9 protein-coding genes are annotated in these 14,248 nt (G+C 60.8%); 6 read left to right on the top strand and 3 right to left on the bottom strand.

Annotation, left to right across the window (positions count from 1 at the left end; translation table 11 throughout):
* Positions 1–2: 2 nt before the first annotated feature.
* From aroK to hemE, 6 genes are all read left to right on the top strand, one after another.
* Positions 3–521 carry a shikimate kinase AroK gene (gene aroK / locus AC3WJP_RS20620; RefSeq protein ID WP_493723476.1) on the top strand — a complete coding sequence of 173 codons (519 nt, stop codon included), beginning with the start codon at positions 3–5 and terminating at the stop codon, positions 519–521.
* Between the two features lie 60 nt (positions 522–581).
* Positions 582–1,679 carry a 3-dehydroquinate synthase gene (gene aroB / locus AC3WJP_RS20615; protein ID WP_493723477.1) on the top strand — a complete coding sequence of 366 codons (1,098 nt, stop codon included), beginning with the start codon at positions 582–584 and terminating at the stop codon, positions 1,677–1,679.
* Positions 1,680–1,695: 16 nt separating this feature from the next.
* Positions 1,696–3,321 carry an AAA family ATPase gene (locus tag AC3WJP_RS20610; RefSeq protein ID WP_493723478.1) on the top strand — a complete coding sequence of 542 codons (1,626 nt, stop codon included), beginning with the start codon at positions 1,696–1,698 and terminating at the stop codon, positions 3,319–3,321.
* 374 nt (positions 3,322–3,695) lie between these two features.
* On the top strand, positions 3,696–8,144 hold the full coding sequence (gene gltB, locus AC3WJP_RS20605) for a glutamate synthase large subunit (protein ID WP_493723479.1): 4,449 nt from the start codon (positions 3,696–3,698) through the stop codon (positions 8,142–8,144).
* 30 nt (positions 8,145–8,174) lie between these two features.
* On the top strand, positions 8,175–9,593 hold the full coding sequence (locus tag AC3WJP_RS20600; protein ID WP_493723480.1) for an FAD-dependent oxidoreductase: 1,419 nt from the start codon (positions 8,175–8,177) through the stop codon (positions 9,591–9,593).
* A gap of 203 nt (positions 9,594–9,796) precedes the next feature.
* A complete protein-coding gene (gene hemE / locus AC3WJP_RS20595; protein ID WP_493723481.1) occupies positions 9,797–10,861 on the top strand; it encodes a uroporphyrinogen decarboxylase in 1,065 nt (354 codons plus the stop codon).
* Positions 10,862–10,878: 17 nt separating this feature from the next.
* On the opposite strand, the gene AC3WJP_RS20590 is transcribed toward hemE, so the two are convergent.
* The 3 genes from AC3WJP_RS20590 to AC3WJP_RS20580 all read right to left on the bottom strand — a co-directional run bounded on the left by AC3WJP_RS20590 (position 10,879) and on the right by AC3WJP_RS20580 (position 14,148).
* A complete protein-coding gene (locus tag AC3WJP_RS20590) occupies positions 10,879–11,523 on the bottom strand; it encodes a retron system putative HNH endonuclease (protein WP_493723482.1) in 645 nt (214 codons plus the stop codon).
* Complete coding sequence (locus tag AC3WJP_RS20585; protein ID WP_493723483.1) at positions 11,520–12,797, bottom strand: AAA family ATPase; 1,278 nt, start codon at positions 12,795–12,797, stop codon at positions 11,520–11,522. Before AC3WJP_RS20585 ends, AC3WJP_RS20590 begins: the two co-directional genes overlap by 4 nt.
* Positions 12,798–12,867: 70 nt before the next feature.
* Positions 12,868–14,148, bottom strand: coding sequence for an MFS transporter (locus AC3WJP_RS20580; RefSeq protein ID WP_493723484.1), 1,281 nt, complete (start codon positions 14,146–14,148; stop codon positions 12,868–12,870).
* Positions 14,149–14,248 lie beyond the last annotated feature (100 nt).

The raw sequence follows: 14,248 nt of genomic DNA, 5'->3' as shown, positions 1-14,248 counted from the left end.
CTGTGCGAAATTTGATACTTGTTGGGCCGATGGGGGCGGGTAAGAGCACCATCGGCCGTTTACTGGCCAAAGAACTCAGGCTGCCTTTCAAGGATTCCGACAAGGAAATCGAGCTGCGTTGCGGTGCCAATATCCCGTGGATCTTCGACAAGGAAGGCGAGGCGGGTTTTCGCGACCGCGAGCAGGCGATGCTGGCCGAGCTTTGCGATTTCGACGGCGTGGTCCTTGCGACCGGCGGCGGCGCTGTGTTGCGTCCGGAAAACCGCCGGTCGCTACATGCCGGCGGTCGGGTGGTTTACCTGCACGCCTCGGTAGAACAGCAGGTCGGTCGCACGGCGCGTGATCGCAATAGGCCGCTACTGCGCACGGCCGATCCCGCCGGTACACTGCGTGCCTTGCTCGAGATTCGCGATCCGCTCTATCGCGAGATTGCCGACATCGTCGTCGAGACCGACGAGCGGCCGCCACGCATGGTGGTCCTGGACATTCTTGAGCGGCTGCAACGTTTGTCTCCCCGCTAGCTCGTCTGCGGGTTCCAATAATTCGAGAGAGGGCGCCAGCGCCCGGCATCATGGGGTCACATGCAGACACTTAAGGTTGAACTCGGCGATCGCAGTTACCCGATCCATATTGGCGAGGGGCTGCTCGACCAACCTGAGCTGCTGGCGCCCTATATCGCGGGCCGTTCAGTGGCCATCGTCTCCAACGCCACGGTCGCGCCCCTGTATATCGAACGCCTGACCCGCTCGTTGGCGGCCTACAAGGTGCTGCCCATCGTCCTGCCGGATGGCGAGGCGTTCAAGAATTGGGAAACCCTGCAGACCATCTTCGACGCCCTGCTGACCGCGCGTCACGACCGGCGCACCACCATCATCGCCCTGGGGGGCGGTGTGGTCGGCGACATGGCCGGCTTCGCCGCAGCCTGCTACCAGCGAGGCGTGGACTTCATCCAGGTGCCTACCACGCTGTTGTCCCAGGTCGACTCCTCGGTGGGCGGCAAGACTGGCATCAATCACCCGCTGGGCAAGAACATGGTCGGCGCCTTCTATCAGCCGCAGGCGGTGCTGATCGACACTGGCACCCTGCGCACCCTGCCGCCGCGCGAGCTGTCGGCCGGGCTTGCCGAAGTGATCAAGTACGGGCTGATCTGCGACGAGCCGTTCCTGACCTGGCTCGAAGAAAACATCGATGCCCTGCGCGACATCGACGCCGAAGCGGTCACTGCAGCCATCAAGCGTTCTTGCGAAGCCAAGGCCCTGGTGGTCAATGCCGACGAGCGCGAATCCGGCGTGCGCGCCACGCTCAACCTGGGCCACACCTTTGGTCACGCCATCGAGACACAGATGGGGTATGGTGTGTGGCTGCATGGCGAGGCCGTGGCGGCGGGTACGGTGATGGCGCTGGAGATGTCCATGCGCCTTGGCTGGATCAGTCAGCAGGATCGCGATCGCGGTATTCGCTTGATGCAGCGCGCGGGCTTGCCGGTGGTGCCACCGGCCGAAATGACGCCCGAGCACTTCATCGAGCACATGGCGATCGACAAGAAAGTGATCGACGGCCGTTTACGTCTGGTGTTGTTGCGTCGCATCGGCGAAGCCGTGGTGACCGACGATTATCCGAAAGAAGTTCTTCAGGCAACCCTGGCTGCGGATTACCGCGCCATCGTCGCCCCGCTTTGAGGTCAATGAGAGTTCGATGACAAGTCTGCATGCCGATGAGGCCTTTCTCGGCCACTACCAATTGGACCACGATCCCTTTGCCGCCCGCGTCCCCGGCTTCAAGTTCTTCCCGGCCCAGCGCAAGCCGGTGCTGGGTCAGTTGCACCATCTGGCGCGCTACAGCCAGCTGTTGCTGGTCGTCACCGGGCCCCATGGCAGCGGCAAGACCTTGCTGCGTCAGGCGCTGGTAGCCAGCACCAACAAGCAGTCGGTGCAAAGCGTGGTGGTTTCCGCCCGCGGCGCCGGCGATGCCGCCAGCGTCTTGAGCCAGGTCGCCGAAGCGCTCAACGTGCAGCAGGCCGATGTCACGCTGCTGCTGGGTCAGATCGTGCAACTGGCGCTGACCGGGCAGGAAGTCTACCTGCTGGTTGACGATGCGGAACAACTCGACGAATCCGCACTCGAAGCCCTGCTGGCGCTGGCGGCGGGCAATCCCGAGGGGCGTCCGCACGTGTTCCTGTTCGGCGAGCCGTCGTTGCTGGCGCGCCTGGACGGCCTGGGTCATGAGCAGGAACGCTTCCACGTCATCGAGCTGGAACCGTACACCGAAGAGGAAACGCGCGAGTACCTCGCCCTGCGCCTCGAAGGGGCCGGGCAAGGGATCGCGCTGTTCACCAATGATCAGATCGCCGAGATTCACGAGCAATCCGAAGGCTGGCCAGGGTTGATCAACCAAGTCGCCCGCGACTCGATGATCGAGGCGATGATAGCCAGCCGCTCGGCGGTCAAGCGTCCATCCATGGGGTTCAAGATGTCGAAAAAACACGTACTGGCGTTTGCTGGAGTCGTTGTGGCTGCAGTCGCGGCGGCAGTTCTGCTTCCAGGTCACAAGGCTTCCACCGACGGTACGGCGCCTGCCCAACAGGCGCAATTGCCGCTGGGTCAGGGGCAGCCAACTGCGGCCAAATCCAACCAGGACGGCAGCCCGGCCGTTGAATTCGCCGGCAATTCGCAGCCGATGCCGTTGCCGATGAATGGCCAGCCGGTGGTTCGTGGTCCGCTGTCCGAAGCGACGGGGTCCGGCGATGCCGATGGTGAAGATGGCGCTCCTGCCACCGCGCCGACGGGGCCGACGAGCAGCTTCACGCCGCCGACCGTGACCACCACCGCGCCGCCGGCCGGCATCCCGGCTGGCCCAGCTGCGACCCAAGTGCCCGTGCCTGCTCAGGCTCAGCCCAAGCCAGCGCCCGCCAAGCCTGCAGCTGCGGCCAAGCCGCCGGTCCAGGTGGCCAGTGCTGCCAAGCCCGAGGCGAAAATCGAGCACAAGCCTGATGCCAAGACGGCGGAAAAACCCGCAGTCGCCAAGGCGGGTGCTGCCAGTGGCTGGTACGGCAGCCAGGCGCCTGGTAACTATGTGGTGCAGATCCTCGGTACCAGTAACGAAGCCACCGCGCAAAGCTACGTGCGCGAGCAGGGCGGCGAGTACCGCTACTTCAAGAAAACCCTGCAAGGCAAGCCGCTCTACGTGATCACTTATGGCAGTTTCGCCAACCGTGCCGCCGCGCTGAGTGCGATCAAGAACTTGCCAGAGAAGGTCCAGGCTGGTAAACCTTGGCCTCGTACCGTTGCCAGCGTCCAACAGGACCTCGCAAGCACTCACTAAAGGCCCGCGGTGGCGCCATCCCTGCCACCCGCCTGACGTATCCATAGCTTACTGAACAGCCTGCCGCGCACGCGCGGCGGGCTTTTCTGTCCGCAGCGTTTCAAGGCTCTGGGCCGGCGCTGGGGGCATTGCGCCCGTCGGCAATTACCGGCAGACTCGCGAAAAGCTCGATAACACACAAGCCTATAAAAAACGTTCAGAAACACGACATGGATTTTCACGGTTTCGTCGCAAATTTGTGAGAGACCGTATCGCTGTGTACAATGACCTCCCTTTTGCCTCCGCAAAGCCTGCGAACGTCGGGCGTGGATGGTAACTGATTGAATTGAAAAGAAAATTGCCTCGGTGAGAGGCAGCCTGGTGAGAAAGTGTCTATGAAAACAGGTCTGTACCGTCCCGATGAATTCAAGGATAACTGTGGTTTTGGCCTGATCGCCCACATGACGGGCGAGCCCAGTCATCACCTGTTGCAGACAGCCATTGAAGCGCTGACCTGCATGACCCACCGTGGCGGTATCAACGCCGACGGCAAGACCGGCGACGGTTGTGGTCTGTTGATCCAGAAGCCCGATCTGTTCCTGCGCACCAAGGCCAAGGAGCACTTCGGCGTCGACTTGCCGAAGCAATATGCCGTCGGCATGGTGTTCCTCAACCAGGATGACGCCAAGGCCGAAGCCGCTCGCGAGAACATGAACCGCGAGATCCTCAAGGCCGGCCTGCAGCTGATCGGCTGGCGTCAGGTGCCGATCGACACCAGCGTGCTCGGCCGTCTGGCCCTCGAGCGCCTGCCCAAGATCGAGCAGGTTTTCATCGGTGGCGAAGGCCTGAGCGACCAGGAAATGGCCCTCAAGCTGTTCAGTGCCCGTCGCCGTTCGTCGGTGGCCAACGCCGCCGACAGCGACCACTACATCTGCAGCTTCTCGCACAAGACCATCATCTATAAAGGCCTGATGATGCCCGCGGACCTGGAAGCCTTCTTCCCGGACCTGGGCGACGAGCGCCTGCGCACCGCGATCTGCGTGTTCCACCAGCGCTTCTCCACCAACACCCTGCCGAAATGGCCGCTGGCTCAGCCGTTCCGCTTCCTCGCCCACAACGGCGAAATCAACACCATCACCGGCAACCGCAACTGGGCGCTGGCGCGTCGCACCAAGTTCGCCAACGAACTGATGCCGGACCTCGAAGAACTGGGCCCGCTGGTCAACCGCGTGGGTTCCGACTCCTCGAGCATGGACAACATGCTGGAGCTGATGGTCACTGGCGGCATCGACCTGTTCCGTGGTGTGCGGATGATCATTCCGCCTGCGTGGCAGAACGTCGAGACCATGGACTCGGACCTGCGCGCCTTCTACGAATACAACTCCATGCACATGGAACCGTGGGACGGCCCGGCCGGCGTGGTGATGACCGAAGGTCGTCACGCGGTCTGCCTGCTCGACCGCAACGGCCTGCGCCCGGCGCGCTGGGTCACCACCAAGAACGGCTACATCACCCTCGCCTCGGAAATCGGGGTGTGGAACTACAAGCCTGAGGACGTCATCGCCAAGGGCCGTGTCGGCCCAGGGCAGATCTTCGCCGTGGACACCGAAACCGGCCAGATTCTCGACACCGATGCCATCGACAACCGTCTCAAGTCGCGTCATCCGTACAAGCACTGGCTGCGCAAGAACGCCCTGCGCATCCAGTCGACCATGGAAGACAACGACCACGGTTCGGCTTTCTATAACAGCGACCAGCTCAAGCAGTACATGAAGATGTACCAGGTCACCTTCGAGGAGCGCGATCAGGTATTGCGCCCGCTGGGTGAGCAGGGCTACGAGGCGGTGGGCTCGATGGGTGACGACACGCCAATGGCGGTGTTGTCCCAGCGCGTGCGCACGCCTTACGACTACTTCCGCCAGCAGTTCGCGCAGGTCACCAACCCGCCCATCGACCCGCTGCGCGAAGCCATCGTCATGTCGCTGGAGATCTGCCTCGGTGCCGAGCGCAACATCTTCCAGGAATCGCCAGAGCACGCTTCGCGCGTGATCCTCAGCTCGCCGGTCATTTCTCCGGCCAAGTGGCGCTCATTGATGAACCTCGATCGTTCAGGCTTCGCCCGGCAGATCATCGACCTCAACTATGACGAGTCCATGGGTCTCGAAGCGGCCATCCGCAACGTCGCCGATCAGGCCGAAGAAGCCGCCCGCTCCGGGATCACCCAGCTGGTACTGACCGATCGCCATATCGGCCCCGGCAAGCTGCCGATTCACGCGGCATTGGCCACCGGCGCGGTGCACCACCGCCTGACCGAAAAAGGCCTGCGCTGCGACAGCAACATCCTGGTCGAGACCGCCACCGCGCGCGATCCGCACCACTTTGCCGTGCTGATCGGCTTCGGCGCCTCGGCGGTCTATCCGTTCCTGGCCTATGAAGTGCTGGGCGACCTGATCCGCACCGGCGAAGTGCTGGGCGATCTGTACGAAGTGTTCAAGAACTACCGCAAAGGCATCACCAAAGGCCTGCTCAAGATCCTCTCGAAGATGGGCATCTCGACCATCGCGTCGTACCGCGGTGCGCAGCTGTTCGAAGCCATCGGTCTGTCCGAGGAAGTCTGCGAGCTGAGCTTCCGTGGTGTGCCGAGTCGCATCAAGGGCGCGCGTTTCGTCGATCTCGAAGCCGAGCAGAAGGCCCTGGCAGCCGAAGCCTGGAGCGCGCGCAAGCCGATCCAGCAAGGCGGCCTGCTGAAATTCGTGTACGGCGGTGAGTACCACGCCTACAACCCTGACGTGGTCAACACTCTGCAGGCCGCGGTGCAGCAGAGCGACTACGCCAAGTTCAAGGAATACACCGCGCTGGTGGACAAGCGCCCGGTGTCGATGATCCGCGATCTGCTCAAGGTGCGCGAACTCGATCAGCCGCTGGCCATGGACCAGATCGAGCCGCTGGAGGCCATCCTCAAGCGCTTCGACTCGGCGGGTATTTCCCTGGGCGCGCTGTCGCCCGAGGCGCACGAAGCCTTGGCCGAAGCCATGAACCGCCTGGGTGCGCGTTCCAACTCCGGTGAGGGCGGTGAAGACCCTGCCCGCTACGGCACCATCCGCAGCTCCAAGATCAAGCAGGTGGCCACCGGCCGCTTTGGTGTGACCCCGGAATACCTGGTCAACGCCGAAGTGCTGCAGATCAAGGTCGCCCAAGGCGCCAAGCCGGGCGAGGGCGGGCAACTGCCGGGTGGCAAGGTCAACGGCCTGATCGCCAAGCTGCGCTATGCAGTGCCGGGCGTGACGCTGATTTCGCCGCCGCCGCACCACGACATCTATTCGATCGAAGACTTGTCGCAGCTGATTTTCGACCTCAAGCAGGTCAACCCGGCCGCTCTCGTCTCGGTCAAGCTGGTCGCGGAAGCCGGTGTCGGCACCATTGCCGCTGGCGTGGCCAAGGCCTATGCCGACCTCATCACCATCTCCGGCTACGACGGCGGCACCGGTGCATCGCCACTGAGCTCGATCAAGTACGCCGGTTCGCCGTGGGAGCTGGGTCTGGCCGAAACTCACCAGACCCTGCGCGGCAACGACCTGCGCGGCAAGGTCCGGGTGCAGACCGACGGCGGCCTGAAAACCGGCCTCGACGTGATCAAGGCGGCCATCCTCGGCGCAGAAAGCTTCGGCTTCGGTACCGCGCCGATGATCGCGCTGGGCTGCAAATACCTGCGTATCTGCCACCTGAACAACTGCGCCACCGGCGTCGCGACCCAGAACGAGAAGCTGCGTAAAGATCACTACATCGGCACCGTCGATATGGTCATCAACTTCTTCACCTACGTCGCTGAAGAAACCCGTGAGTGGCTGGCGCGCCTGGGCGTGCGCTCGCTCGAAGAGCTGATCGGCCGCACCGACCTGCTCGACATCCTGCCGGGCGAGTCCGCCAAGCAGCAGCACCTGGACCTGACGCCGCTACTGGGCAGCGATCATATCCCTGCCGACAAGCCGCAGTTCAGCCTGGTGGATCGCAACCCGCCCTTCGACAAAGGCCTGCTGGCCGAGAAGATGGTCGGTCTGGCAATGTCGGCGATCACCAATTCCAGCGGCGGCGAGTACGAACTGGACATCTGCAACTGCGACCGTTCGATCGGCGCGCGGATTTCCGGCGAGATCGCCAAGCTGCACGGCAACCAGGGCATGAACAAGGCGCCAATCACCTTCCGCTTCAAGGGCACGGCCGGGCAGAGCTTCGGTGTGTGGAACGCCGGCGGCCTGAACATGTACCTCGAAGGCGACGCCAACGACTACGTCGGTAAAGGCATGACCGCCGGCAAGCTGGTGATCGTTCCGCCCAAAGGCAGCCCGTTCAAGACCCAAGACAGCGCCATCATCGGCAACACCTGCCTGTACGGCGCGACTGGCGGCAAGCTGTTCGCCGCCGGTACTGCGGGTGAGCGCTTTGCGGTGCGCAACTCCGGTGCGCATACCATCGTCGAAGGCACGGGCGACCACTGCTGCGAATACATGACGGGCGGTTTCGTCTGCGTGCTGGGCAAGACCGGTTACAACTTCGGTTCGGGCATGACCGGCGGTTTCGCCTACGTGCTCGACCTGGACAACACCTTCGTCGACCGGGTCAACCACGAGTTGGTGGAAATCCAGCGCATCAGCGGCGAAGCGATGGAAGCCTATCGCACTCACCTCGAGAAAGTGCTGGCCGAATACGTTGAAGAAACCGATAGCGAGTGGGGCCGCAACGTCTGGGAGAACCTCGACGATTACCTGCGCCGCTTCTGGCTGGTCAAGCCAAAAGCCGCCAACCTGAAATCGTTGCTTTCCAGCACCCGTGCCAACCCGCAGTGATGCGCCTGAAGAGTGTGATGAGGTTTAAACATGGCTGAACGTCTGAGTAATGACTTCCAGTTCATCGAGGTCGGGCGCAAAGATCCGAAGAAGAAACTGTTGCGTCAACGCAAGAAGGAGTTCGTGGAAATCTACGAACCCTTCAAACCCCAGCAGTCGGCCGATCAGGCCCACCGCTGCCTGGGCTGTGGCAACCCGTATTGCGAATGGAAGTGCCCGGTGCACAACTTCATTCCCAACTGGCTCAAGCTGGTGGCCGAGGGCAACATCCTCGCCGCCGCCGAGCTGTCGCACCAGACCAACACCCTGCCGGAAGTCTGCGGTCGGGTGTGCCCGCAGGATCGTCTGTGCGAGGGGGCCTGTACCCTCAACGACGGTTTTGGCGCGGTGACCATCGGGTCGGTCGAGAAGTACATCACCGACACGGCCTTCGCCATGGGCTGGCGGCCGGACATGTCCAAGGTCAAGCCGACCGGCAAGCGTGTCGCCATCATCGGCGCCGGGCCTGCGGGCCTGGGCTGTGCCGACGTGCTGGTACGCGGCGGCGTGACCCCGGTGGTGTTCGACAAGAACCCGGAGATCGGTGGTCTGCTGACCTTCGGCATCCCCGAGTTCAAGCTGGAAAAGAGCGTGCTGAGCAATCGTCGCGAAGTCTTCAGCGGTATGGGCATCGAGTTCCGCCTGAACACCGAAGTGGGCAAGGACATCACCATCGAGCAGCTGCTTGAAGAGTACGATGCGGTGTTCATGGGCATGGGTACCTACACCTACATGAAGGGTGGTTTCCCGGGCGAAGACCTGCCGGGCGTGCACGACGCGCTGGACTTCCTGATCGCCAACGTCAACCGCAACCTGGGCTTTGAAAAGTCGCCGGAAGACTTCGTCGACATGAAGGGCAAGAAGGTCGTGGTACTGGGTGGCGGCGACACGGCGATGGACTGCAACCGCACCTCCATTCGTCAAGGCGCCAAGGCCGTGACCTGTGCCTATCGTCGCGACGAAGCGAACATGCCGGGCTCGCGCAAAGAGGTGAAGAACGCCAAGGAAGAAGGCGTGAAGTTCCTCTACAACCGCCAGCCGATCGCCATCGTTGGTGAAGACAAGGTCGAAGGCGTCAAGGTGGTCGAGACCCGTCTCGGCGAACCGGATGCCCGTGGCCGTCGCAGCCCCGAGCCGATCCCGGGTTCCGAAGAGATCATCCCGGCCGACGCCGTGGTTATCGCGTTCGGTTTCCGCCCGAGCCCGGCGTCGTGGTTCGAGCAGCACAGCGTCCAGACCGACAGCCAGGGTCGAGTGATCGCGCCCGAGCAGGCGAAGTTCAAGCATCAGACCAGCAACCCGAAGATCTTCGCGGGTGGCGACATGGTGCGCGGCTCCGACCTGGTGGTGACGGCGATCTTCGAAGGCCGCAATGCCGCCGAAGGGATCCTCGATTACCTCGAGGTCTGATCCATCCCCTGTAGCGAGGGGGCTTGCCCCCGATCAAGGTGCATCAGTCACGGTTGCAGTGTCTGAAATACCGATCGGGGGCAAGCCCCCTCGCTACAGATGGTTTGCGACAAATCGCCCCGATAGATAAAAGGCACGGCTCTCGCCGTGCCTTTTGCGTCTCGGTCTGAGAAAATGCCCGCACTTTTCTGCCGGATGTTGCCATGACTGCCCTGAAGAATGACCGTTTTCTGCGTGCCCTGCTCAAGCAGCCGGTCGATGTCACCCCCGTGTGGATGATGCGCCAGGCCGGCCGTTACCTGCCCGAATACCGCGCCAGCCGGGCCAAGGCCGGGGATTTCATGAGCCTGTGCATGAACCCGGAGTTCGCCTGCGAAGTCACGATGCAGCCGCTCGAGCGCTATCCGCTGGACGCCGCCATTCTGTTCTCGGACATCCTCACCATCCCCGACGCCATGGGCCAAGGCCTGTATTTCGAGACGGGTGAGGGCCCGCGCTTCAAGAAAGTGGTCAGCACTATGGCCGACATCGAGGCACTGCCGATCCCTGATCCGCACAAGGACCTGGGCTACGTGATGGACGCCGTCAGCACCATCCGCCGCGAACTCAACGGCCGCGTGCCGCTGATCGGCTTTTCCGGCAGCCCCTGGACGCTGGCGACCTACATGGTCGAAGGGGGCTCGTCCAAGGATTTTCGCAAGACCAAGGCCATGCTCTACGACAACCCCCAGGCCATGCACCTGCTGTTGGACAAGCTGGCGCAATCGGTGACCGCTTACCTCAACGGCCAGATTCAGGCCGGCGCTCAAGCGGTGCAGATCTTCGATACCTGGGGCGGCAACCTGTCTGCCGCGGCGTACCAGGAGTTCTCGTTGGCCTACATGAAGAAAATCGTCAGTGGCCTGATCCGCGAGCACGATGGTCGTCAGGTACCGGTGATTCTGTTCACCAAGAACGGCGGCCTGTGGCTCGAGAGCATTGCCGATGCCGGCGCCGACGCGCTGGGGCTGGACTGGACCTGCGACATCGGCGAAGCCCGCCGCCGCGTAGGCGGCAAGGTTGCCCTGCAAGGCAACATGGACCCGACGGTGCTGTACGCCAAGCCTGAAGCCATCCGCGCTGAAGTAGCGCGCATCCTCGCCAGCTACGGCCATGGCACCGGGCATGTGTTCAACCTGGGTCATGGCATTACCCCGGAAGTCGATCCTGAGCATGCGGGTGCGTTTATCCGCGCTGTGCATGAGTTTTCGGCGCAATATCACCAGTAAGTGCTCGCGCCGAGTAATCACTCAGTCATGAGCTGCTCGGCGTAGCGCGCTATGACATGGCTGAAACTTGTTGAGGCATGTTCGCTTCTGAAGGTTTGAGCCATTTTATAGAGGTCATCTTGGCTGGCTTCCACGAGGAACTCATCGTCGAACCAGCCCAAGAGCGCCTCCTCTCTGCGATTGTTCAGATGGGCAATATCCAATGCCAGGGCTTCGACCATTTTACGAGCATGACTGTCAGTGCTGCTTGCAGGCTGAATCTGCCCATTGAGCAGAAATCGGAAGCGTTGTTCGCAGTCGACATCCAAGGGCGATATGAATGTATCTTCGTCGAATTCGTTGGCTTTCTTGTGGCCGCAATGCAATGGTACTACAGGATATTTTTGTAGCGTTCTCAGGCAGGACACATGCAGGTTCTGATAGTCCAACGCGAGCGCTTCATATCTTTCCTGCGGCCTGAAATGCTCGATATGGCTATCAGTAGCATTGATCTGGACGCCGCAATAGCAGCAGCAGAACATTTGCTCGCGCAGGAGTGTTCGATGTAAATCTTCCTTCTGAGGGTGGCGTAAATCATCGTAAGTCGGGTGCCAATCGTCATTAGCCAGCGCCTTCCACTCTATCAATGACGGAGGTTCAGCTCCCTTGAGCACGCGCTTCATTTACCGAGAATCTCCTTACGCTTGAGCAATGCCTCGGCTCGGTAAAATTCGGGAAGGTCAGGCGCCTTGGCTTTGAGTGCAGTCAGCTTTGTAGCCGCTAGCGGTAGATCGCCGTCTTCGATGATTGAAAACAGTTCACTCAACAGGAACTCTATCTCGGGCTCCCGTTGCGCCACGCCCATGACTTCTTCCAAGACTCTGCTGGAGTCCAATCCATAGGTGATTCGAGGGCGCGAGATACTGCGGTTATCCAGAATCATCACTTCGTGTTGTTCGAGTCCGCCAATGATTTGAGGGGAGTGGCTGGCCGCGATGAACTGGACTTTTGGAAAGGATTTTTTCAGTGTTGAAACTATCGTGCGTTGCCATGCGGGATGAAGATGGATATCCAGCTCATCGATTACGACAATCCCGGCAGTGTTGGCTAGAACGTCTTTGCCTATATGAGGATTCAGTAAGCACATACGTCTCGCTATGTCAGCGATTAACGCGATCATGCTCCGCTGTCCGTCACTTAGCTCGCTAAACGGGATTGACTGCCCTTTTCCCATGTCCATCATCAGCATCCGAAGCTTAAGGTCATATCGCAGCTCGGCAAAATCTGAAAGTGCAGTTTTCAATACAGCGTTTAACCATGCTAGTTCATCATCGAAGCTTGCCAAGTTACCGTGCTGGTTAGCCATTGCTTCTAAGCGTTCAAGCGTTTTTCCGATCAACCAGGCTTCTAGCTCTTTAATGTCGGATGCACCATTTGACCAGTTACGATATCCATCGAATCTCGAAGGCTGCTGAGTGGCTGCATATTCAGCTGTTACGTGTGAAATCGACCAGCGTCTATTGGCAGGATAAAGCGCAACAATAGGAAGGGATGTTGGTATGTTTGCACTGACTGCGCTTTTGGACGCCGCCATGGCACCGTAGAAATCTACTAGAGTGGTGTGATCGTTCGGCGATGACTTGACCATGTCCCACTCTTTCAAGGTGAAGGCTTCACCAAACGAAATCAAAGTAGAGGGATAGCGGCGCTCGAATCTTTTTCTGCCGTCATAATCATCAACGACAAATCTGACGTTTTCTTCGATACGGAAATCCTGCCATATGTGCTCGCTACGAAGCACATTCACGAAGGGTGAAAGGCTCATAGCTACAGCCTGTAGCAGCGACGTCTTACCACTGCCATTGACTCCCACCACAAGATTGAACCCCGGTTGAAATTCAAACGTGGCATTTTCAAAGCAGCGAAAATTTTGAAGATGTAGTCGGTCCAGGCGCATCCGGCGTTCCTATACCCTAGGGCTTAAAGCCCTCAGTGTACCGTGAGACACGGCATGCGCCAGAACCGAGTTATAACCCCTTCACATTCACCTGCAACGGCTGCAGCTTCGCCAGTTTCGCCGCCACCGCCAGCGCAACTACCAGCAACGCGCCGATAAACGCGCCAATGCCGTTCCAGCCGCCGTAATGCCAGGCCACACCGCCCAGGGTGCCAGCCACGCTGGACCCAACGTAGTAGCAGAACAGATACAGCGACGATGCCTGGCCCTTGGCCTTGGTCGCGCGGCGGCCGATCCAGCTGCTGGCCACCGAGTGGGCGCCGAAGAAGCCGAAGCAGAACATCAGCATGCCGACGATGATCAGCGCGATCGACGTGAACAAGGTCAGCAGCAGGCCGGCGAACATCAGCACCAGCGACATCCAGAACACCTTGCGGCGGCCATGACGGTCGGCCAGTGCGCCGATCTTCGCCGAGCTGTAGATGCCCGACAGGTACACCACCGAGAGCATGCCGACCAGCGCCTGACTCATCAGGAACGGCGCGGCCAGCAGGCGATAACCGATGTAGTTGAACATGGTCACGAAGGCGCCCATCAACAGGAAACCTTCGATGAACAACAGCGGCAGGCCGGCATCGCGAAAGTGCATGGTGAAGCCGTCGAGCAGGCTGCGCGGGTTGAGCTTGCGCGCGCGGAAGTTGCGCGATGGCGGCAGGAACTTGAGGAACAACGTCGCTGCGCCCAGCGCCACCAGGCCCACCACCATCATTGCCGTGTGCCAGCTGACGTAATCGATCAACACCCCGGTGATCAGCCGCCCGCTCATGCCGCCGATGGCATTGCCGCCGATGTACAGGCCCATGGCCAGACCAATGTGCTGCGGGTGGATCTCTTCACTCAGATAGGTCATGCCCACCGCCGCCAGCCCGCTCAGGGACAGGCCGATCAGCGCACGCATCAGCAGCACGCCTTCCCAACTGGGCATGAAGGCGCTGGCGATGGTGCACAAGGCGGCGCTGAAGAGCGCAGCGACCATCACCGACTTGCGGCCGATACTGTCGGAAATCGGCCCGGTCACCAACAGGCCGATGGCCAGCATGCCGGTGGAAATGGACAACACCAGGCTGCTTTGCGCGGCATTGATCGAATATTCGCGAGACAGGATCGGCATCATCGGCTGCACGCAGTACAGCAACGCGAAGGTCGCGAAGCCGCCAGCGAAAAGGGCCAGCACGGTGCGCAGGAAGAGCGGTGTGCCTTTTTCGATATAGGCTTCGCTTAGCTGCTCGGTCAACTCTTCAAGTGAGGTGGGGGGGGCTTCGTGGAGGGATGGAGCGACCGCAGTTTTCACATTTACCTCTGGGAGGGGGCAGCCGGGCACGGCAATAAAAAAAAGCATATAGCCTGCTAATGATTCTTTCCAATATATTGTTCGACCTGTTTGATAGGTT

This window comes from Pseudomonas sp. GW821-FHT01A09, assembly GCF_058986725.1.
The sequence above is the reverse complement of the archived record's forward strand: the minus strand, read 5'-3'. Positions and strand labels throughout refer to the sequence as shown.